The 20,735-nt window shown below is 71.9% G+C and carries 18 protein-coding genes; 11 read left to right on the top strand and 7 right to left on the bottom strand.

The features are described 5' to 3' along the window. Positions 1-88: 88 nt before the first annotated feature. The gene (locus ACWD4B_RS16490; protein ID WP_451421380.1) at positions 89-409 is read right to left on the bottom strand and encodes a putative quinol monooxygenase; all 321 of its coding nucleotides are present in this window, start codon (positions 407-409) and stop codon (positions 89-91) included. A gap of 216 nt (positions 410-625) precedes the next feature. Between ACWD4B_RS16490 and ACWD4B_RS16485 the strand changes: the two genes are divergently transcribed. Continuing rightward, positions 626-2,128 carry a M20/M25/M40 family metallo-hydrolase gene (locus ACWD4B_RS16485; RefSeq protein ID WP_451421379.1) on the top strand — a complete coding sequence of 501 codons (1,503 nt, stop codon included), beginning with the start codon at positions 626-628 and terminating at the stop codon, positions 2,126-2,128. Positions 2,129-2,149: 21 nt separating this feature from the next. Here the strand turns inward: ACWD4B_RS16485 and ACWD4B_RS16480 are convergent, their stop codons facing one another. The 3 genes from ACWD4B_RS16480 to ACWD4B_RS16470 form a co-directional block, all read right to left on the bottom strand. Continuing rightward, complete coding sequence (locus ACWD4B_RS16480; RefSeq protein ID WP_451421378.1) at positions 2,150-2,671, bottom strand: GNAT family N-acetyltransferase; 522 nt, start codon at positions 2,669-2,671, stop codon at positions 2,150-2,152. 107 nt (positions 2,672-2,778) lie between these two features. Further along, positions 2,779-3,306 (bottom strand): hypothetical protein, encoded by a 528-nt coding sequence (locus tag ACWD4B_RS16475; protein ID WP_451421377.1) that lies wholly within the window; start codon positions 3,304-3,306, stop codon positions 2,779-2,781. A 122-nt stretch (positions 3,307-3,428) separates the two neighbouring features. Further along, a complete protein-coding gene (locus ACWD4B_RS16470) occupies positions 3,429-4,415 on the bottom strand; it encodes a DUF5937 family protein (protein ID WP_451421376.1) in 987 nt (328 codons plus the stop codon). Between the two features lie 100 nt (positions 4,416-4,515). Here ACWD4B_RS16470 and ACWD4B_RS16465 point away from each other — a divergent pair, with 100 nt between their 5' ends. Beyond that, complete coding sequence (locus ACWD4B_RS16465) at positions 4,516-5,199, top strand: class I SAM-dependent methyltransferase (protein ID WP_451421375.1); 684 nt, start codon at positions 4,516-4,518, stop codon at positions 5,197-5,199. Positions 5,200-5,201: 2 nt separating this feature from the next. Next, a complete protein-coding gene (locus ACWD4B_RS16460) occupies positions 5,202-6,344 on the top strand; it encodes a cytochrome P450 (protein WP_451421374.1) in 1,143 nt (380 codons plus the stop codon). Positions 6,345-6,490: 146 nt separating this feature from the next. On the opposite strand, the gene ACWD4B_RS16455 is transcribed toward ACWD4B_RS16460, so the two are convergent. Both ACWD4B_RS16455 and ACWD4B_RS16450 read right to left on the bottom strand, forming a co-directional pair. Beyond that, positions 6,491-6,748: a hypothetical protein gene (locus tag ACWD4B_RS16455; RefSeq protein WP_451421373.1), complete on the bottom strand. Its 258-nt coding sequence runs from the start codon at positions 6,746-6,748 to the stop codon at positions 6,491-6,493. Between the two features lie 128 nt (positions 6,749-6,876). Next, positions 6,877-7,224: a VOC family protein gene (locus tag ACWD4B_RS16450; RefSeq protein WP_451421372.1), complete on the bottom strand. Its 348-nt coding sequence runs from the start codon at positions 7,222-7,224 to the stop codon at positions 6,877-6,879. A gap of 230 nt (positions 7,225-7,454) precedes the next feature. Here ACWD4B_RS16450 and ACWD4B_RS16445 point away from each other — a divergent pair, with 230 nt between their 5' ends. From ACWD4B_RS16445 to ACWD4B_RS16410, 8 genes are all read left to right on the top strand, one after another. Beyond that, a complete protein-coding gene (locus ACWD4B_RS16445; RefSeq protein ID WP_451421371.1) occupies positions 7,455-7,811 on the top strand; it encodes a DUF6355 family natural product biosynthesis protein in 357 nt (118 codons plus the stop codon). A 163-nt stretch (positions 7,812-7,974) separates the two neighbouring features. Next, the gene (locus ACWD4B_RS16440; protein WP_451421370.1) at positions 7,975-8,358 is read left to right on the top strand and encodes a hypothetical protein; all 384 of its coding nucleotides are present in this window, start codon (positions 7,975-7,977) and stop codon (positions 8,356-8,358) included. Positions 8,359-8,412: 54 nt separating this feature from the next. Then, a complete protein-coding gene (locus ACWD4B_RS16435) occupies positions 8,413-8,907 on the top strand; it encodes a nucleotide exchange factor GrpE (RefSeq protein WP_451421369.1) in 495 nt (164 codons plus the stop codon). A gap of 127 nt (positions 8,908-9,034) precedes the next feature. Then, positions 9,035-10,618, top strand: coding sequence for an Hsp70 family protein (locus tag ACWD4B_RS16430; RefSeq protein WP_451421368.1), 1,584 nt, complete (start codon positions 9,035-9,037; stop codon positions 10,616-10,618). A 27-nt stretch (positions 10,619-10,645) separates the two neighbouring features. After that, on the top strand, positions 10,646-13,288 hold the full coding sequence (locus tag ACWD4B_RS16425) for a hypothetical protein (RefSeq protein WP_451421367.1): 2,643 nt from the start codon (positions 10,646-10,648) through the stop codon (positions 13,286-13,288). Further along, complete coding sequence (locus ACWD4B_RS16420) at positions 13,285-14,373, top strand: TRAFAC clade GTPase domain-containing protein (protein WP_451421366.1); 1,089 nt, start codon at positions 13,285-13,287, stop codon at positions 14,371-14,373. The genes ACWD4B_RS16425 and ACWD4B_RS16420 overlap by 4 nt, the downstream gene beginning before the upstream one ends. Positions 14,374-14,378: 5 nt before the next feature. Continuing rightward, positions 14,379-15,809: a GAP1-N2 domain-containing protein gene (locus ACWD4B_RS16415; RefSeq protein WP_451421365.1), complete on the top strand. Its 1,431-nt coding sequence runs from the start codon at positions 14,379-14,381 to the stop codon at positions 15,807-15,809. A 2-nt stretch (positions 15,810-15,811) separates the two neighbouring features. Further along, positions 15,812-18,061 (top strand): hypothetical protein, encoded by a 2,250-nt coding sequence (locus ACWD4B_RS16410; protein ID WP_451421364.1) that lies wholly within the window; start codon positions 15,812-15,814, stop codon positions 18,059-18,061. A 4-nt stretch (positions 18,062-18,065) separates the two neighbouring features. On the opposite strand, the gene ACWD4B_RS16405 is transcribed toward ACWD4B_RS16410, so the two are convergent. Then, positions 18,066-20,672, bottom strand: a complete 2,607-nt coding sequence (locus tag ACWD4B_RS16405) for an NACHT domain-containing protein (RefSeq protein ID WP_451421363.1) — start codon at positions 20,670-20,672, stop codon at positions 18,066-18,068. Between the last annotated feature and the right edge of the window lie 63 nt (positions 20,673-20,735).

Raw genomic sequence — 20,735 nt, 5'->3', positions numbered from 1 at the left:
AGTTGACGATCATTCGTCGTCAACTTGTAATTGACGCTTGCCTGTTCTGGCCTGAAGGGCGGCGAGTCGGTCGAACGACGTGGCAGGTTCAGTCAGTTACCGCTTCGTGCCTGCTGTCCGCGCTGCCCACACGCATGCTTGGATGCACTTCGCGCTCGATGCGCGGCATGATCTCCGGGATGTAGATCTTCTGGATGGCGTCACCGGCATCGTGGGCCTCCCAATGGGCGCGGCTGGCCCAGTGCTCGACCAGGACGAAGCGGCCGGGTTCCTCGTGTGACTGGTATGCCTCCCAGCTGACGCAGCCGTCTTCTGCCAGGCACAAGGGGCGCATCCGGGACAGGGCGTCGGCAACGGGGTCGACGTTGCAGCTCTCGGGGACCCGGATGATGACGATGAGGTCGAACAACGTATTCCTCAGGTGGGTGTTGAGCCTCCACCGCTGACGCGGAGGTTCGGACAACCAGCAGGGTAAACGATCTTGCATCGCTCGTTCCGGCCTGTACCGGGGCTACTGCTGTCGTCTCGGCCCGGACCATGCGCACAGGTGGGACCAGCGAACTGCTTCCTGCCGGGCCGAAACCGGGTCTTGCGGGGGTGATGGGGCGGGCGTGACGATGGCGACATGACGCAGCCGGGTGAGGACGTGGGCAGCAGACACAGCGGTCATGACGGGAACATCGGGCACAGCGGGCGGGGTACGGCGCGGCGTACGGTGCTCGGCGCGGCCACGGTCGGTGCGGCGGCTCTCGGACTGCCGTCGGCAGCGGCGATGCCGTCGGCGGCGGCCGGATCCGCACAGTCCGGACCGGCGCAGCCCGGAGGGCCCGCCCGCCGTCGGCCCACCGAACAGCCCCCTTCGCGTGAACTCCGGGCACTTCTGCGGGAGATCGACCCGCGCCGCATCGAGGCGACGGTGCGTAAACTGGTCTCCTTCGGCACCCGGCACACCCTGTCCACCCAGGACGACCCCGTACGCGGCGTCGGCGCGGCCCGCGACTGGCTCCTCGCCGAGCTGCGCCACTGCGCACAGGCCTCCGGCGGCCGGATGACCGTGGAGCTCCAGTCGTACGTACAGCAGCCCGCGGCACGTATCCCGGTGGCGACCAGGATCAGCAACGTCGTTGCCACGCTTCGGGGTTCGGTGACGCCCGACCGGATCTATGTGGTCTCGGGGCACTACGACTCGCGGAACAGCGACCCCATGAACGCGACCGACGACGCACCCGGCGCCGACGACGACGCCTCCGGCGTGGCCGTCGCCCTGGAGCTGGCCCGGGTCTTCGCGACCCGGCGGCCGGCCGCGACCGTGGTGTTCGCGGCGGTGGCGGGCGAGGAGCAGGGGCTGTACGGGTCCGGGCACATGGCCCAGACGTACCGGGGCCGGCAGGCCGACGTGCAGGGCATGTTCACCAACGACATCGTGGGGAGCCCCACCGCCGAGGACGGCTCGCGCGACCCGCACACGATCCGGCTGTTCGCCGAGGGGGTGCCGACCTCGGAGACGCCGGAGCAGGCCGAGATACGCCGCTCGGTGGGCGGCGAGAACGACTCGCCCTCGCGCCAGCTGGCCCGGTTCGTCCGGGACACCGCCGAGAACGACGCGACGGGGATGCGGGTGCGGGTGGTGTACCGCCGCGACCGCTACCTGCGCAGCGGCGACCACATCCCGTTCCTCCAACAGGCCTATCCGGCAGCGCGGTTCACCGAGCCCGCCGAGAACTACGCACACCAGCACCAGGACGTCCGGGTGGTGGAGGGCAAGCAGTACGGGGACCTGCCCGAGTTCTGCGACTTCGGCTTCATCGCCCGGGTGGCCCGGGTGAACGCGGCCGCCCTGTGGTCGCTCGCCCAGGCCCCCGGCACACCGCGCGGCGTGAAGATCCGTACCGCAGCCCTCGGCAACTCCACCGAGCTGGTGTGGGAACGCGGCCCGGAGCCGGACCTCGCCGGGTACGAGGTGGTGTGGCGGGAGACCACCGATTCGGAGTGGACCCATGTCATCCCGGCCGGGAACGTGACCCGGCACACCGTCAACCTGTCCAAGGACAACGTATTCTTCGGCCTCCGCGCGCTCAACCGCTCCGGCCTGCGCAGCCCGGTCGCTTTCTGCGGGCCCCAACCGTGAGGATGACCCGCCGGCCAGAACCTAAGGGAAGGCGTAGCGCCAGTTGTTGCTGGGGTGGTGGTGGCCAGGGGGATACTCGTGCACCGCTTCGCCGACGAAGGTGAAGCCCACCGCGCGGCAGACTGCGTTCGAGGCCGTGTTCGTCACGCGGGGGAAGGCGTGGGCGGCCGGGCGGCGATGCGCCGGCGGGAGGGCGGCCAAGAGGGCGAGGAGAGCGCAGACGGAGGCCGTGGCCCAGCCTTGGCGCTGGTGCTCCGGAAGGACGCCCCAGCCCACCTCGAAGATCGGCTCTCCATCGTGCTCCTTCGGAACGAAGGAGACCGTGCCCACGGTGTTCCCCGCTGGGCCCTCCACACGGAACACCCGGCCCTCGTGCGGCGCTTGCGCGCTCATCGCCGTCCAGCGGCGATGACGGGCGAGAAGTGCGGTGTCCGATTCCGGGCCGCCCAGGTGTGCCGTCATGTCCGGGGTGTTGCGGCGGCGGAGCAACCAGAGGTCAACGTCCGACCAGGGCTGGAGGCGGACCGGGCGTGTTGTGTCCATGCGATGAGAGAACACCTCGGACGAGCATTCCGCACCCGGATTTCGACGTCGAGCGGCGATGGTGGTCCGCATCGGCTCGCACCGCGGTTCCGGTCGGTCCTGCTCGGCTAGCCCACCCACCCCCGCAACAACCTCTCCCGCTCCGCCGCCCGAGGCGACCCTCCCTCCCATGCGCGGCCCCACTCCGAGATCGCCGCCAGCGTGGTGGCCATCGTCGCGGCGCCCTCCGTGAGGCGGGACAGGAGGGCTCGGGAGAGGTCGACCTCAGCAGGGGAGTAGCCGACGGCCGCGGCCGTGTAGGCCGTCAACTCGTGGTCACCGTCGGATGATTCCACGTGCACCGTCATCGTCGGCGGGGCATCGCCCGTCTGGCCCGGGCCCATGGGCACAGCCAGGTTCATCACCATGTCCAGAGCCAGGTTCTTGACCACGTCGGCCTGCCGCCTCAGGGATTTCACGGGGAAACCCGCCACCGTCAGGGCGCGTACGTCCTCCCACAGGTAGAGGCCGGACTGGCCGTCGCCGAGGGCCACCACGCCCTCGGGGGTCAGGCGTACGCCGGGAGCCAGACCGGATGGCTTCGCGCCCACGTACACGTCGCCCTCGGCGATCCAGAACAGGCCCACCATGGCCATGGGTTGCTCACTTCTCCCGGCGACGGCATTGCCGTCGTGTCACACGTCGAACGATCAGGTCGTCCCCCGTAACGCGCGAAGGATCCGGGAAGTTCCCGCTTTCGCCATCGGCCGGGGGGCGGCTACATCGGCGGCCCGCCGACCCGCTCGGCCCGGCGGACCAGCTCGTTCCCGAGCCGGGTGCGTTCGTAGCGGACCTCGTGGCCGTACCGGATGCCGGCGAGCAGACCCGCGTCGCGCATGGCGAGGAGGTGCTTGGAGGTGCCGCCCGGACTCAGTCCGTGGAGCCGGGCCAGTGTGGTGGTGGATGCGGGACGGTCCAGCCGGGCCAGTAACAACGCGCGGGTCCGTCCGAGCAGTCGGGCGAGGGTGTCCGGCGGCGCGCTCGGGCGCCACAGGTCGGCGATGCCCCGTGCCGGGTAGGCGATCGCGGGCTGCCACGGCTCGTCGGCTATCGCGATCACCGCAGGCCACAGGTAGACGCTCGGCATCAGCACGATGCCTCGGCCGCGCGGTTCGGCAGTGAGGTCCACGCCGTCGTCCACGATCACGGTGCCGTCCTGCCAGGTGATCCGCGGGTCGATCCGGTCGAGCATCGGGCGCAGTCCGTGGTCGGTGAGCTGCCGCGACCGGTGGGCCACGTCCGTGTCGAGCACGGCCTGGATGCGTGGCCAGAACGGCGCGACGAGCTGCTCCCACGCGGCGTGCAGTTGATCGGCGAGCAGGTCACGGGCGGTGGCCGGATCGGCGAGCATCGCATCGACGGTCTCCGATGCCGCTCCCCGCAGTGTTGCCTGACATCTCATCAGTTCCTTGGCCACCTGCGTCGTGGGCGTCGACCGGATCTCCGCCAGCTGGTCGTGGAACGTGGGCGCCGGCGTGCGCGGCGGAGGGGCGAGGAAGCCGGGGACCGATCCGCGCAGCGGATTGACCGCAAACAAGGGTGTGAGATGCAGTCGAGCGGCTTCGCCGGCTGTTGCCGCGTACCAGGACTCGTGGTGCAGACGCGCGCGCGGGTCGATCAGCGTTCGCACGGCCTGCAGCGTCTCCCAGGCCGGGGACCAGGCGAACCGGACGCGGCCGAGATCCTGGCGGCTTGTCGCGAACATGACCACCTGTCGAAGATGCGCCCGTGGGCAAATCTTTTGCAGGCAGCGTGCGTTGAGCGCATCGTGGGCCGGTGCTCACGGCCACACGGGGGGATGCGTCATGGGGAGCATGGGTCAGTCGGGCACCGGGCCCGGGGCGATCGCCCCGGACGGAAGCCCCGTGGAGTTCTTCGCGCTCTTCGGGGCCAGGGACGAACCGGCGATCGTGCACCGGGCGATCCCCGAAGGGGCGACGATCCTCGACCTGGGCTCCGGCGCCGGCCGGGTCGCCCACGAACTCGTCGCGCTCGGGCATTCCGTGGTGGCAGTGGACGAGTCCCCGGAGATGCTCGAACACGTCCGCACCGAAACGGTCTGCGCCCGCATCGAGGATCTGCGGCTCGACCGGCGGTTCGACGCCGTACTGCTCGGCTCCTTCCTGCTCAACTCGGCCGACGAGAGCCTGCGCCGCCGGTTCCTGGACACCTGCCGGATCCATCTGCGGCCGCACGGTGCGGTACTGATCTGCCGCGCCGTGCCGCAACCGTTGTCCGCCGTCGGGCCCACCGAGAGCGGCGGAGCGGTCATCGCGGTCGCCGATGTGCGCCGCCTCCGCGACAACCTGGTCGTCGCCACCGTCGAGTACCGGATGGACGGCCGGACCTGGCAGCAGGAAATCACCAACCACGAGCTCGACGACGCGCAGCTCGTCACCTGCCTGCACGAGGCGGGCCTGGAGTTCGACACCTTCCTCACCGAGGACCGGACCTGGGTCCGGGCAACCCTCTGCCAGGCGGGTGGCTGAGGGTGGGCTACCAGCGTCAGTACCGCAACGACTCGTTCGAGTACCTCAAGAGACTTCGCCGCCGCAGCGCGACGGGCATCGTCCAACTGCCCTGGGGCGGCTGGTGCGTGAGCGATGCCGAAATGGCACAGGTGTTGCTGCGCGGCCCGGAGTTCAACTCCGGCAGATCGGGCTTCTTCGGGGACCTGCTGCCGACCCGTTCCGCGCAGGTCGAGGTCGGCCACGCGGTACGGAACCTCCTGCGGGCGCACGTACCGCAGTACCGCGAAGCACTCACCGTCGAGACGGCCCGACTGCCGCCGACCACGCCATGGCCGACCACGGCGACCGACCTCGTGTACCGCTGTCTGGCCGATCTGCTCCTGCACCCGGACACCCCGCCGCGGGTCCGGCGCCTGATGAACAGGGCCGTGCACGGCGGAATCGTGTTCCAGGCCCCACGCGTGTGGCAACGGGCACGCGCGGAACTCCTGCGCGCCAAGTTCGTCGGGGCGGTCACCGAACAGGTCGGACACCGCCGGGAAAACGGTGCGGACGAACCCCGCGATGTCCTGGACGCCGTGCTCGGCGCCTGCCCGGACGAGTTGACGGACCGGACCGTGGCCGAGGTCTTCCTGACGATGTACCGGTCGATCGTGGCACCCGTCAGCGCCTCACTGGCGTGGGCCGTCCTGCTGGCCTTCTCGCACCACGCATCGGATTCCCCACTGCCGTGGCAAGCGGACTGGATCGTACGAGAAGCACTTCGGCACCGCCCGATGGTGTGGATGGTCGGCCGTTCCGTTCCCCGCCCCACTGAATTCGGCGGCGTCCCGTTCCAGGCGGGCGACACCATCTCGGTCAGCCCCTACCTGCTGCACCACGACGAAGAAGGCTGGACCGACTGCGAGGTGTTCCGCCCCGAACGGTGGGCGGAACCGGCCCCGCACGGTCCCTACATACCGTTCGGCGCAGGCCCTTTCACCTGTGCCGGCGCAGCGGTGGCACACGTGCTGATGACCGAAGCGCTGACAGCCCTCACCGGCGACGCCCGCCTGACCATCACCGGCGCAGACCTGCGCCCGGCCATGATCGAGGGCGCCGTCCCCCGTTCCTTCACGGTGCACCGCACCGTGAAGCAGGTCCACGAAACCGGAGGGAGGTGAGCGAACATGGCTGCTCTGCTGCACCGAGTCCTCAACCGCAAGCCGGCCGTACGGTGGGAATGGCCGTAAACACCGGCCGGTGAACCGGCTCGGCGGGCTCACACGGCGAACTCTCGGACGTGTGAGCCCAACGAGCCATTCCGTGCTCAGCGTGGGAGCCGACGATACGCGTCGACGTAGTTGCGCAGCAGGGCCTGGTGGGTGCCGTTGATGACCTGCCGCTGCCGTGCGACGCGTTCCTCGCGTTCGGCGTCGCTCTCGCCGTAGGGGTAGCCCTCGTTGAGCCCGATGACGAGCGCGCACTCCTGCCCGGTCGCGGTGGCCTCGTCGCGGTAGCGGCGCGCCAGCGTGAGCAGCTTGCCGTCGTCGTTGCCCTTCGCCGGGACCATGGCGACGAAGTCCACGCTTCCCTTGAGGGGTTGGGGACTGCCGACCGCCTGTCCCGCGCACACGTCCGTGATCTGCTCCCAAGCTGCCTTGCCGGTGGCCGGGGTTCTGGGCCGGGCCCGACCACTTCCCCGCGGCAGCGGTCTCAGCAGTGGCCCAGCACGTTGATCACCCGGCCATTGGGATCGCGAACGAAGAACCGCCGCACCCCCCACTCTTCGTCCTGCAGGGGATGAAGGATCTCCGCACCGCTGTCTCGCATGACTGCGTAGGCCGCATCCACGTCGTCCACTTCAACGCTCATGTCGGGAGTGACCGGGGCGGTCTTGTCGGCGGCCATGAGGCTCACTTGCGCCGCCGGACTGGACGGGGAGGCCATCGTCATGATCCAGCCGTGGTTCATGACCTCCTCGAAACCCAGCAGGCCATAGAACTCGCGGCTCTCTTGGACAGCCTCTGACTGGATGTTGGGCACGACACGACGAACGGCCATCGACGGCTCCAGGTGAGAACGTGCGAGTTCCAGGACTCCCCAGAAGTACTACGACTCATCCGTCGCCGCACCTGGGAAAGGGGCGCGTATTCGATCCCGGTAAATCTGTTCCACCTATTTTGATCACCGTCGAAACACTTGGTGGCACGGTTCTCGCCAGGCCACTCTGGCGTCGTCAGAAGCGGTGCCGGGCCGGTCCCGGTACCACCCTTCGGTGAAGGAGACGACAGATGAAACTCCGTGGATCACTTGCCGCCACGGCGGTCCGGCGTGCACCCCGGCTCGGCCTTGCGGCCGTAGCCCTGGCCGGCGCCCTCGCCTGCTCTGCGGTCACCCCGGCAACGGCCGCTCCCGAGCGGATCCAGGGGTGCGGCTGGAACGAGAGCAGGAACGGCGAACGGGCCTACTACGAGCACTGCGCCACGAACACCAATGTGTGGATCCAGGTCAAGCGGTGGCCCCGGGGCGACTACCACCGCTGCGTGGGACCGGGACGCACCAACCTGGACCTCGACGCCACCGGCGCCTGGTACGACAGCAACTACCAAGGCGGGCTCTGCTCCCACCCGGGGGACACCGGTCCCTGACAGGGGCGCGGCCGTCGCGGCCGGCACGCACCGCCCGGCACGTACCGCCCGGTCCTGTGGAGGGGACGGGCGGTACGGCCGGATTCGGGTCTCTGCAAGCGCGCCGTGCCCTACGCTCGGCCTACGACCTGTGTGTGGGAAACGGTGGACGGTGGAGGGCCTCGTGGACCTGATTGCACCTGAACTACTCATGGCCCTGGCCGGAGGCACCGCAGGTGCGGCAGGGGAGCAGATCTGGACGTCCCTGCGGGACCTGGCCGGACGACGGCGGTCGGGCGGAGAGCCGGGCGACCAGAGCGAGTTGACCGCCCTGGCCGAGGCGCCTGACAACGAGAAGCGCGCCATCGAGCTGGCCGGGGTACTGGCTCACCGCGCCCGGCAGGACCCCGCATTCGCCCAGGCCCTCGCGGTCTGGCGGCGGGAGGCCGAAGCTCTGGAGGGCCCCCGGACCGGTGCGGGCGATGTGCACAACGAGGTCTCCGGAGGCACTCAGAACACCGTCGTCCAGATGCGGGACGTGCACGGCTCCATCACCTTCGGCGGCTGACGATCGTCACCGTTCCGGAGACGCGTCGTGCCCCTGTGGTCTACTGTGACTGACGTGTCAGAAGGAGTCGAACCCTGCTCGCTCGCAACCGAGTTCACTGCGGCGCTCGCTCGTCAGCAACAGCTCGCCGAGCGCCGTGAGGAGATCGTGACCAGGCTGCACGACGAGGTCGAGCGGCTGCGCCAGGGCGAGATGGAGACGGCGCTCGATATCGTGCGCCACTCCCTGATCCGGCTTCACGACCAGATCCTGCGCCAGGCCGAACACGTCACCGGCCCGCTCAGCGTCGACGAGCTGCGTGCCCTGCTGACCGCGCTGGCCGACGAGGCGGCGGACACCGTGGCCAGGACCGGCGCAGAGCGGTACGTGCCCCGGCCCGGCGAGCCGTTCGACATGGCGTTGCAACGTCCGGTGGACCGCGTCGCCGCCGAAGGTCCCGAGGCGGACCGGACGGTGGCGCGCGTCGTGGCGGCCGGATTCGTCCAGGGGGAACGGGTTGTGCGCAAGGCCGACGTCGTGGTGTCCCGGTGGGAACCGGACACTCCGTAGACGTCTCCTTCTCCGGCGGCCTCACAGGGCATGACGCACCAGGACAACAGACGGACAACAGACAGACAGCAGACGGACAACAGACGGGACGGGCGCAAGCGCGGGCGTCCCGGTGGCGGGAGACCCTATGGCCGTGTACGGCATCGATCTGGGGACCACTTACTCCTGCGTCGCACGGATCGACGACGTCGGCAGACCGACCGTGCTGCGCAACATCGAGGGGGCGGACACCACGCCGTCCGTCGTCTACTTCGAGAGCGCCGACAGCGTCGTCGTGGGACAGAGTGCCAAGGACGCCACCGTCCTCGACCCCGACCACGTCGTACAACTCGTCAAGCGCGACATGGGCGATGTGGTGCCGCGCGAGTTCCACGGCCGCACCTACACACCCGAGGAGATCTCCGCTCGCATCCTGCGCAAACTCGTCGAGGACGCGAAGGCCACCGGCGGTGAGGAGGCGCGCGACGTGGTGATCAGCGTGCCCGCCTACTTCGGGCTCGCAGAGCGGGACGCCACCCGCAAGGCCGGCGAGATCGCCGGCCTGCGCGTCCTGGACGTGGTCGCCGAGCCCATCGCGGCCGCGCTCGACTACGGGGCCCTGGAAGGAAACGAAGGGGACGAGGAGCGTGGTGACCGCGCCGTCCTCGTGTACGACCTGGGCGGCGGCACCTTCGACACCACCGTGCTCACGCTGCGCGGGCGCGAGTTGACCGTGCTGTGCACGGACGGTGCGAAGGAGCTGGGCGGCAGCGACTTCGACGACCGCATCGTCGTGCACCTGGTGGAACGGTTCCGCGAGCGCTTCCCGGACGCCGACGACCCGCTGTCCGACCCCCAGTCCGAGACGCAGCTGCGCAAGGACGCCGAGGAGGCGAAGAAGGCGCTGTCGTTCCGCGAGCGCTACACCGTCCGCGTCATGCACCAGGGCAGGGTCGAAGCGGTGGAGCTGACCCGGGGACTGATCGAGGAGCTGACCCGCGACCTGCTCGACCGCACCGTCGACATCACTCGCCGCACCGTCGAACTGGCCGCGGAGCGCGGAGTGTCGTCCTTCGATGATGTGCTGCTCGTCGGCGGCGCCACCAAGATGCCCGCCGTCGCCGCCGCCCTGCGCACCCAGTTCGGCTTCGAGCCCCGACTGCACAACCCCGACCTCGCGGTGGCCCGCGGCGCCGCGTTCTACGCCCTCGACCGGGCCGCGTACATGCTTTCCAGCGGCGAGTTCGCCGACGGGCGGGCACCGGACGTACCGGAGACCGGCCTTGCTCACCGCCCCTACGCAATCTCCACCGTCGCCTCGCGCGGTTACGGCATCAAGGTCACGGACATCGACACCGGCCGGGAGTACGTGACCCACCTCGTGCACGCCAACGACGTCCTGCCGGCGTCGGTGACCGACGATTTCTACACCCTCCGTGACGGCCAGCGGCAGGTCCGGATCCAGGTGATGGAACAGGCGGGCGCGGTGGAGTCGGAGGAGCCGGAGCACAACACCGTCGTCGCGCAGGGGACGTTGAAGATCCCGGCCGGCAAACCCGCGCGCTGGCCCTTCCAATGCGTGTTCACCCTCGACGCCTCCGGGCTCCTCGCCGTCGTCGCCACCGAGCAGGAGTCCGGCGAGCAGATCGAGATCTCCGTTCAGATCGGAGGCCTGTCACAGGAGGCGGTCGACGAGGCGCGGGTCACGATGAGCCGCCAGCGGATCGGCTGATCGCCGGCAGGACGGGGGAACACGCTCGTGGCTTTCGACGAGTCGCGATACCGGCGCGAGGTGCTCGACGCCGGGCTGCCCGTGACCGAGGACCTGCGCACGCGCTACCAGTTGCCGCAGAACCTCGACGGGGCTGCGGTCGCCGAGGCGGTCGCCGCGGTCCGCGCCTGCTGGCGCCGGAGCCGGGCCCGGCTCAAGTACCGTGCCGTGATCGAACAGTTGGAGGCCGGGTACCTCTCCCACCGGCCGCTGCTGGACGCGGCCGCCGCCGGGGATCCGGGGCCACTGCGGGCCGCCCTCGAAGCGCACGGCCGACGTACCGAGTCCGGGCGGGCCCGGCTGCGCGCGGTCCTGGAGGAGGCGGCAGGCGGGCTCGGCATGCTCGCCGAGACCACGGTCGCGGAGATCGCCACAGCCCACCGGGTCCGCGAGGATCAGGTACGGGAGCTGCTGCCCGCCCTCGGGCTGCGGATCGCCGAGCCCGACCCGCTGCCGCGGTCGGTGCCGCACCCCGCGTATGCGCGCTGCGCCGGCCACTTGGAGGTGCTGGGGCTGCGGCACCTCGGCGACTTCTTCGCGACGGGCACGCCCGGCGGGCGTGCCGGAGAGCCCTTGCACGTCTTCGGCGTGTTCCCGGCCGGCCCGTCGACCGTCGAGGCGGCGGCGCAGCGCTGGGGCCGGCTGCCGCACGGCGCTGCGCACACGGCGGCCCAGGCCGTGGTTGCCGCCGTCCGCGGCGTGCTGACCGCGCAGGGGCCGGAGGGACTCGCCCGGATCCTGCTCCATGAGCTGGCGACGCCGCTGCGGACGCGGCATGCCGCCCGCGCGACCCCGGCCACGCTTCTCGCCCACGCGGTGGAAGAGCTGTCCGTCGCCGAGGACGACGCCCGACGGCTGGTGTTCGCGGTGCTGCACGAGACGGCCGGGGATCCGGTGTCGGAGCGGCTGCGCCGCCTGGTCGCGGACGGGCGGCTTGCCGAGGCGGCGGCCGTGGCGGACCGGTTGCCGCCGGGCTCGCTCGCCGAGGACGTCCACGCACTCGTCGGTCATGTGCGCGGGAAACTCGCCGAGGCGCGCAGCCTGGTCGACCGCGCGCGCCGACTGCCGCCGACCGAGGCGGACCGCGCCTGGGACCTGCTGGAACAAGCGGAGGCTGCAGTCCGCGACCTGCCGGGTGTCGACGCCGTGCGCCGGGGCCTCGCGGTCGGCCCGGTGTCCGGGCTCACTGCGACCTGCGACGGTCCGGGCGTCACGGTCCGGTGGCGGCCCTCGCCGTCCACGGCCGGCGAGCCCGAGTACGTGCTGCTGCGCACCGAGCGGCGCCCGCCGCACGACGCGGCCGACGGCACGGTGCTGCCGCTGGCGTCGCCGCGTGTCACGTCCTATGCGGACGGCGTACCGCCGGCCTGCGTCCCGCTGTACTACGCGGTCGCCGTGCGCCGCGCCGCCGAACCCGGCAGCACGCCCTCGCCGCTCATGGTGAGCGGGCCCGTCGTGCACTGGCCCGAGGTCACCGACGTCCGCCTGCGCCCCCGGGACGGTCGGATCACCGCCGACTGGACCTGCCCGGACCGTGCCCGGTCCGTCGAGGTCGTCCGCACCGCGCCCGACGGCGAGGAGGTGTCGGTCGCCGCCCGCCGCGACGGCTTCACGGACGGTGGGCTCGCCAACGGCACGACGTACGGCTATCGCATCCGTGTCGTCTACCGCACCGACGACGGACGGACCGCGCGCACGGGGGGCATCCGGCGCACCGCCACGCCGCTCGCGCCGCCCGAGCCGGTCACCGGCCTGGACATTCGCCTCGTGGACGGCGGCTTCTCGGCGCACTTCGACCCGCTGCCGGGTGGCGAGGTGCGCCTGTACGGCTTCGACGACGTGCCCCCGTGGCCGGCCGGCACCCGGCTGCGCGCGGCGGAGCTCCCCGGGCCCGGGCGTCCGATCAGGGCGCAACCCACCCCGGACGGGCTGCGGTTCGTGCCGCCGGACCGGCCCACCATGGTGCTCGCGGTGACGGTCGCCGGGGACGATGCCGTCGTAGGAGCACACGCCGCCGCCGCGCCTGCGCTCGGCAACCCCACGCTCGTCCGGCACGGCGGCACGGGCGTGACCGTCGTCTTCGACTGGCCGCCGGACGCGCACGAGGTCGAGGTCACGTGGCGGATCACCGGGGAGCCGGGCAGCCGGCGCCGAGCCGTCACCCGCTCCGCCTACCGGCACGAGGGAGGCCTGCGGCTGCCGGTCGCCGACGGCGCCGGGGTGGAGGTCGAGGTGCGGCCGATCGCCCTGCTCGGAGGGCAGCCCGTGTACGGCCAGCCGAGCACGACGGGGCTGCCACCGCGCGCCGAGGCCGACTACCGGCTGGAGCAGCACGGCCTGCCCGGACGTCGCACGGTCACCGCCGTGTTCACGGCCCGCGCCACCGTACGGGCCGAACGACTGCTGCTGGTGCGGTCGCACGGCCCGGTCTGGCCGCTGGAGCCCGACGACGGAGACGTCCTCGCAGAAGCCGTCGACGTCACGCTCGGCCCGGGGAAGGGCCTGAAGCTGTCGGCGCGCCTCGCCCGTGGCCCGGGCGGCTGGCTGCGCTGCTTCGCCGTCGGCGAGCAACTCGTGCTGCGCGACCCGCCACAGCACACGCTCAAGGCCACCCGGAGGGAGTGGACATGAAAATGCCCTGGCGCCGCACCTGGGTGTGCCCGCACTGCTTCCGGAACATCTCCCGGGCGCAGATCGCCTACGTCTGCGCGAGCCGCGCCGCCTGCGCCGAGGACCGGGGCCTCGCGTCCGCCGACCCCCGGGCCGGTTCTGCGGTGTGCGGCACCTGCGGCCGTACCACCACCCGGCTGCGTTGCACCAGTTGCACAGGGCGGTTGCCGGAAGGCTATCTGCGCACTCCCGGCAAGCTGGTCGCGCTCGCCGGACCGGTCAGTTCCGGCAAGAGCACCTACATCGGCGTCCTGGTGCACGAACTGCTGCATCGCCTCGGCGCCGAACTCGACGCTGCGCTGCTCCCCTGCGACGACGACACGATGGCCGACTACCACGAACGGTACGAACGGCACCTGTACGAGGAACAGCACACCGTCCCCAAGACCGCCGAGCACGACACCGGCCGGCCCCTCGTGCACCGCCTCAGCCGCACGCGTCGGGGCCGCTTCGGACGCACCCGCAAGCAGGTGCTGACCCTGGTCTTCCTCGACACCGCCGGTGAGCACTTCGCCTCGCGGGACCGCATGGAGACCCAACTGCGCTACTTCGCCGCGGCCGACGCCGTCGTCGTCCTCGTCGACCCGCAGGACCTGCCCGGAGCACCGGTGAAGGACGGCGACGGGGTGCCGGGCCGGTCGGGTGAAGTACTCGCCCGGGTGCTGGGACACCTGGGCGGTGGCGGGACGGTGACCGTGCCGGTCGCCGTCGCCTTCACCAAGGCCGACCTCTTGTGGCCGCACCTGCCGGACAACTCCGCGCTGCACCGCACCCGTTGCCCCGGCCCCGTCTTCGACGCCGACGACCGGGCCGCCGTCCACGCCGAGCTGCGGGCCCTGCTGCGGCGCTGGCAGGAACACCAACTCGACGCGCGGCTCCAGCAGTTCTGCGCCGACTACCAGCTGTTCGCGCTGTCCACGCTCGGTACCGCGCCCCGGCAGGGCGGCGGCCTCGGACTCGGCGGCGTCGTACGCCCGCACCGGGCCGAGGACCCCCTGATGTGGCTGCTGCACCGTTTCGGTGCCCTGGATCGTGGACGGGGATGACGCGTATGGCAGGACAGGCGCACTACACCTCCGCCCCGCCCTCGACCGACGCACCCCACGGGGGCTTCCGCTTCACCGCGGTCTCCCCGGCGGCCCGCCCTGCACTCGAGGTCCTGCGCCCGCTGACGGGATACGCGCGGCCTCCGGGGCGGGACCGGCATCACCCCTTCCCCGTGGCCTTCGCCTACGACCGGCCGGACGACGACGTGGCCGTGCTGACCCGCACCGTCTTCACCGGCCAGGACTACAGCGGCCGTTGGGGCAACCACTTCTGCCACGCCGTGTACGCCACCCCCGACGAACTGGCCGGTCTGCGCCCCGTCGAGCTCTGGGACAGCCCCGACTGGGCCCCGGCACCGACGTGCGACGGCGACCTGCTCGACCTCATTCAGCTCGTTCCCGGCAGCGCCGTCGGGCCCGGCCGTGCGACCCGCTTGCTGGCCGGCACCGGCGCTCGCGGCGTCCGCCTCCTGGAGCGGCTGCTCACCGTGGTCCTGCGCGCGCTGGTCGGCGAGGGCCCCGGTGCCACCCTGGTCTCCGCGGACCCCGACCGTGTCGTCGACTGGACGGCCGCCGCCTCCTATCCTCTGCCCGTCGGTCTGGCCGCCCGCCTGACGTTCACGACGTACACCGCCCGGCCGCAGGACGACCACCATCATCTGACCGGGACCCGGCCGGAGAACGGGGAGGGGGTGATGGGTCCCGTGTTCCACCTCGACCGGCTGACCTGGGACGGGTGTCCGGAGCCCGGCCCGGCGGCACGGTTCCTGGCAGGGGCGTTGGGGAGCGGGCGCCTCGACGTCCTGGACGCCGTCGCCGAACTGTGGGACGCGGGCTCCGCGGACGATGTCGGCGCAGGCGTACGGCGGTTGCGGGCCGCGTGCGCCCTGCTCGCGCCGGACACCGACGCCGAGGCCTTCGGAGGCGACGGCTCCCCGCTCGTGGGCTTCGTACGAGGCGTGGCGGAGCTGCGGCCGCAGGAGGCGGGACTGGCACCCGAGCGTCTGAGGGACGCCGTCGCGCGTCATCTCGCCGGCGGGACGGGGCCGCTCGGCGATGTACGTGCCGCGCTCGCTCCGTTGCCCGAGCCGTACCGGCCGGCCGTTCTCGCCGGGCTGCTCAGCGCCCTCGAAGCCTCCGCCGCACTGCGCACTGCGGCCCTGGACGCGCAGGCGTGTGCCTCTCTCGCCACCCTCGTGGAGGAAGCGCCGGACCTCCTCGCCGCCGGCCCGGCCACCGCGCTGCACGTACTGCGCCGGGCCCCCGGGGAGCCGCGGCCGGCCGCGCTGCGGATCCTGCGGCTGTTCCGGCAGGGGCTGTGGGAGGAAGCGGAGACCTACGAGGCACTGCGCGATCTGGTGCGCGCCGAGGAACCGGAGCCCGAGCGGGCGCCACGGCTGCGGTGGCGGCGCGGGCCGGCCCGGGAGAAGGAGTAGCCGTGCCGAACCCCGTATTGCTGCTCCTGGCGATCGTCCTGCTGGTGGTCCTGGTCGTCTGCTACGGCATCTTCGTCACCCTTCCCAAGCTGGTGTGGGCCCAATTGCGCACCGTCTGGCGGACTTTCGGCCGGGCAGCACGCACCCCGCCCGATCCGCACGGCGAACCGGCCGTCCCCGCCTACCTTCGCGTCACCGCCCCGCGCGACCTGCGGGCGACGTGGTGGGACGGACTCGAACAGCACGAACGGCTGATGGACGACGCCGAGCGGTTCATGGCCGACCGGGTGAGCGGTGCGTTCCGCAGGCCGCAGCAGACCGGGACCGGCGGGCAGGGCTGCCTGATGCTCTTCCTGCGCCCGGCCTTCCTGCTCACGGCCGTCGCCGTTGTGCTGACCGCGACGGCGTTCAGCATCCTTCCGCTGCTGTGTGCGCTGTCGGTGTGGGCGCTGTGCTGTGCACTGTGGAGCCTGTGGTGGGCGGTGGGGGCGGCGGTCGCGTGGACGGGGCGCGCGCTGGCCCGCGGGCCGGCGCCGTGCCCGTACACGGACTGCGGTCGCACCATCGACCGCCCGGTCAGGCTGTGCCCGACATGCCGGGCCCGGCACCGGCAACTGGTGCCGGGCCGGTACGGCGTCTTCCACCACCGCTGCCGCTGCGGCACCCGCCTGCCCGCCGTCCTCGGCGTGCGCCGCCTGGACGCGTGCTGTCCGCACTGCAGGAAGGCGCTGCCTCCTGGATACGAACAGGCGCGTGTCGTGGTGCTCGTCGGGGGCTCGGGCACGCAGCGCGCAGGCGTGCACCGGCAGGGGCTGGTCTCCCTGGGCGCCGCGCCCGGGGCCGAGCCGCCGCTCGTGCGCACGGCCGGGACGCCCGTCCTGTGGTACGACCCGTCCGGTGACGCGTACGGCAGCCAGGAGTCGGCGGCCGCGCTGGACGTACTGCGCCGGGCCCGGGGACTGCTGCTGGTGGTGGACGACCTTGCCGCGCACGGCGATGCTGTGCGCGCCATCACCCGGGTCCTGCACGTCCTCACCGCCCTGCCCCCGCGCCTTCGGCCGCGCCGTCTCGGGCTGCTGTACAGCCGAGCCGTACAGGGCGACGACACCGCCGTGCGCGCGCAGCTGGACGCAGCCGGCGGCGGCCATCTGCTGCGCGCGCTGGACACCTTGGGCATCCCGGTGCGCTGCGTTCCGGCCGCGGCTCTCGGGGGGACGGTGCGGTGGCTCGCCGGTACGGCCGGTACCGCGGGTTCCGGTGAGAGCATGGGGCCTCCGCCCGCGCGCCCACCGGAGAACACCGCGTTCCGCCTTCCCCGGCACCGCGTCGCCCGCCACACCCTGCTGCTCGCCCACTTCGCCGGGTACCTGGTCATACCGCTCGCCCTGACGCTCCTGGAGACGAGCGTCCTGCCGCCGGACGCCTTCTTCGGCCTGCCCGGGAGGTACGACAAGTGGCGGCACCCGCTGACCGGTTCGGTCCGCCGGATCGACCTCACCGCGGCCGCAACCCAGGACTGGCCGAAGCTCAGCGCCAGTTACTCGGCGCCGGGACACCCGCCGTCCGCCGCTCTGCCGGGCCACGCGGGCTACTGGTCGGTCAAAGGATCCCCGCAGAAGAGCAACTGGCTGAGGATGGACTTCGGAATGCCGCTGCCGCTGAGCGAGGTGTCGGTGGACTTCGATCCGGACAGCATCACGTCGTCGTTCTTCTCGCCGGGCTCCGTGGAGGGCCAGGTCGGTATCCGCACGGTCAGCTTTCCGCATGGGCACTCCCACCAGAAGAAGCAGGGCTACTTCACGAAGGAGTACGGCTACGACATTCCCGTCCCGGAGGCCGTCGACTCCGTCCGCCTCGACATGGGCTCCCTGCTCGACAAGGACAACAAGCAGGAACAGCAGCTCCGCCTGCGCGAGTTCACCATCCGCTGGTCCAGCTCCGACGCCCTGCGCCTGCACCCGGCGGACGGCGGACGGCTCACCGTGGAGAACACCACCGCACGCGACCTCGCCATGACCGTACGCCCGCCCCTGCTGCCCGCAGGCTGGCACGCCACCCTTGTCGGACGTCCGCCCCGGATACTGCGGGCGCACGGCACGTACGAGGCGCGCTGGCGGATCACGGCCCCGGAGGGGACCACCGGCCGGGCCCCCATCGCCTACGCCGTCGACATCACCGAGGACGGCCGTACCGTGACGGCACGCTGCCTGGCCCTCCTCACGGCCTCCATGAAAACCGAGCCGCTCTGCTGAAGACTCAGCGGCCACCGGACGACGACGTCCACCGGGATCCGGCGAAGTCGGCCAGGACCGCGGTGAGCCGGGGATCCACGCGCGACGAAAGGCTCATCGGCAGAACGAAGAACCAGCCCTCTCCCATGCGGGAGCGGCGCGGCGGCCGCGGGGCGCCGGCGAGCAGCCGGACCTGGAGCGCGTAGAAGCGTGCGTCCCGGCCCCGGACGATCGCCCGGCGCACGGTGATCTCCTCGACGTGGCGCCACTCGTAGGAGCGTCGCTTGCGCCCGATCACGGAGGTGACGCCGTCCCGGGTCAGCTCCAGCTCCAGCCGCCGCCGCGGCATGAGGAACCCGGCCACGGTGATCAGGGCGCCGACGAAGGGCCAGAAGAGCAGAACCAGCCACGCGGCGGGGTCCTGCCACTGCCCGGACACGCTCAACCGGACGACGAAGACGCTCATGATCGGGCCGAGTACGGCCCAGTGGGCCAGCGGAAGCCTCCGCGACCGGCCGTGGAGGCGGTAGTGGTCCGCCGTGCGTTCCACCGTGAAATGACGGGAGTCCGAGAGCGAGGGGAGAGAGGCCGGCTCGGGGCCGGACGCGGCCGTTCCCTGTTCCTGAGCGCGCCGCTCCGCCAGATGCTCCTGGAGCCTGCGGTTACGGAAGCGGTAGGTGCCGCCCGACACCTGCAGCAGGCCGGCCGTGCGTGTGTCCCTGAGGAACGCCATCAGCGACCAGGGCACCCGGCCCGCCGCCGCGAGGGAGCACCTGGCCAGCATCCAGCGACTCCACGGGCTGAGCAGCACCAGCGTGGCCGAGGCGCCCGCCCAGCCGCCGACCGCCTCTTCCCAGCCGCCGCTCCCGCCGTTCAGCCAGAAGAACGCACCCGCACCGGCTCCGATCAGCGGGGCCACCAGCGTCAGCGTCGTGATGAGCGCACTCTGCTCGCCGCGCAGGAGTTCGTCGGGAGTGGCGGCGTCCACGGTGTCGGCGGGAGCCCCGTACACGATCAGCAGCAGCACGGGCAGCACGCCACCGATGGAGAACCACACCAGGACGGGGCTCCGTACCACGGCGTACAGCGCGAGGAGGAGGACGACGAGGGCGGGACCGCCCGCGAGCGCCGCGAGACGGACCAGCGGGCCCACGCGCGCGTGCCGGTCGAGAGAGCGCAGGGCCCGGACGAAGAGCAGCGGATTCGCGCTGCGCCGCGGCTCGGACAGCCGCTGACCGAACCAGGACGCGGTCACCGACCGCGCCATGGCCGCGAAGACGACTCCGCCCGTCACGGCGTACGTGCCGCTGAGATCACCCAACGGTGAGGCGTCTGCATAGCCCGACATACCCGCCTTGATGAGGAGGGAGAGCAGGATGCCGGTCGCCAGCAGCGCGGGCGTGGCGAGCAGCCGGGGCAGCGGTGCCATGTGCAGCCGCCACCAGGCCAGTTCGGACTCCTCGCGACGGTTCAGCAGCAGCGCCAGGTACGAAAGCCAGGCGCCGGCCCGTTCGGCGTCCCAGGTGCGGGGCGGGTGCAGCCGGCCGGGGTGCGCAGGCAGCGGCGGAAACGCGGCGGGCACGATCCGGTCGAGCAGGAACGCCTCGACGGCATCCCGGGTCGGGAACCGCCCGCGGTCCGCCAACTCGCCCGGATCCGCCGCACGTTGCTCGTACGTCCGGCGTACCAGCCACACCATCAGCGGACTGCTCAGGGCCCAGGCGACCGGTGCGGAGGGTTCCTTCTGGAGGGTCTCCAGCAGGGGTGCCCAGGCGGCGGCGCGGGCCGGAGGCCGGGCTCTGCGGAGGTAGTTCGCCACCTCGTCGGGGCGCAGCGGCAGCGACTCGATCACCGTGGCGTGCCGCAGACCCCTGCCCTCCTCGTCGAGGCGGGCGTACTCGGCCGTGCGAGAGACCAGTACGGCGTCCCCCTCACCGCCGAGGCCCGTGTTGAGCGCGTCGAGGACCTCGGCGCGGCGGTGCTCGGGCAGTTCGTCGAGGCCGTCGAGGACGGGCAGCACCCGCCGCTCGAGGACCAGCCGACGGGCCGGGTGGACGCCGTCCACGGGCGGCAGACCGGGGTGGTCCTGGCGCAGCCGGTCGACCAGCCACTCGGTGAGCGACTGCCGCCGGGTGTCCCAGGACTCCAGCGACAGCACGAGCGGGACCGGCACGCCGTCCTCGCCCTGGGTGAGCCGGCGGGCGAGGAGTTCGAGGGTGAGCAGGACGGAGAGCACGGTCTTGCCGGACCCGGCGGTGCCCAGCACGACCAGCCGCCGTCGGGGCCGGAGTCCGAGAAAGGTCCCGGCGATGGTGTCGGTCCCGGAGCCCGCGGGCACGTGCTCCCCGGCGGACTGCACCCGTCGGCTGGGCGTCCAGCGCACGGGCAGCGGCTCGGGATCGGTCATGTCCCAGGCGTCGGCCTCGGCCCGCCACCGGTACAGGAGACTGCGTGCCAGCCTCCGCTCGGCCGCGGCCAGCGGGGCGTCGTCATCGGGCGGCGGGGGCTCCACACGCAGGGTCAGATTGAGATCGCCCTGGAGGATCCCGATCTGGATCAGGTACTCGGCTGTGCAGTCGACCGCGGTGTTGGTGATGGGCGGCCCGCCGCCGGAGCTCGTCTGTCTCGCCATGTACGTCCGCCCCCGTCATCGCTCGTCCCACGAGTACTTGTTCGGTGCCCGGCTCAGGTCGGT

Source organism: Streptomyces sp. NPDC002536, from assembly GCF_053594995.1.
Note: the sequence above shows the minus strand (reverse complement) of the source record. Positions and strands in the feature narration are given on the sequence as shown.

Coding starts and splice junctions, on each gene's coding strand:
- ACWD4B_RS16485 (WP_451421379.1), top strand. CDS start 626: ATGACGCAGCCGGGTGAGGACGTGGGCAGCAGACACAGCGGTCATGAC.
- ACWD4B_RS16480 (WP_451421378.1), bottom strand. CDS start 2,671: ATGGACACAACACGCCCGGTCCGCCTCCAGCCCTGGTCGGACGTTGAC.
- ACWD4B_RS16475 (WP_451421377.1), bottom strand. CDS start 3,306: ATGGCCATGGTGGGCCTGTTCTGGATCGCCGAGGGCGACGTGTACGTG.
- ACWD4B_RS16470 (WP_451421376.1), bottom strand. CDS start 4,415: ATGTTCGCGACAAGCCGCCAGGATCTCGGCCGCGTCCGGTTCGCCTGG.
- ACWD4B_RS16465 (WP_451421375.1), top strand. CDS start 4,516: ATGGGGAGCATGGGTCAGTCGGGCACCGGGCCCGGGGCGATCGCCCCG.
- ACWD4B_RS16450 (WP_451421372.1), bottom strand. CDS start 7,224: ATGGCCGTTCGTCGTGTCGTGCCCAACATCCAGTCAGAGGCTGTCCAA.
- ACWD4B_RS16445 (WP_451421371.1), top strand. CDS start 7,455: ATGAAACTCCGTGGATCACTTGCCGCCACGGCGGTCCGGCGTGCACCC.
- ACWD4B_RS16430 (WP_451421368.1), top strand. CDS start 9,035: ATGGCCGTGTACGGCATCGATCTGGGGACCACTTACTCCTGCGTCGCA.
- ACWD4B_RS16420 (WP_451421366.1), top strand. CDS start 13,285: ATGAAAATGCCCTGGCGCCGCACCTGGGTGTGCCCGCACTGCTTCCGG.
- ACWD4B_RS16415 (WP_451421365.1), top strand. CDS start 14,379: ATGGCAGGACAGGCGCACTACACCTCCGCCCCGCCCTCGACCGACGCA.
- ACWD4B_RS16405 (WP_451421363.1), bottom strand. CDS start 20,672: ATGGCGAGACAGACGAGCTCCGGCGGCGGGCCGCCCATCACCAACACC.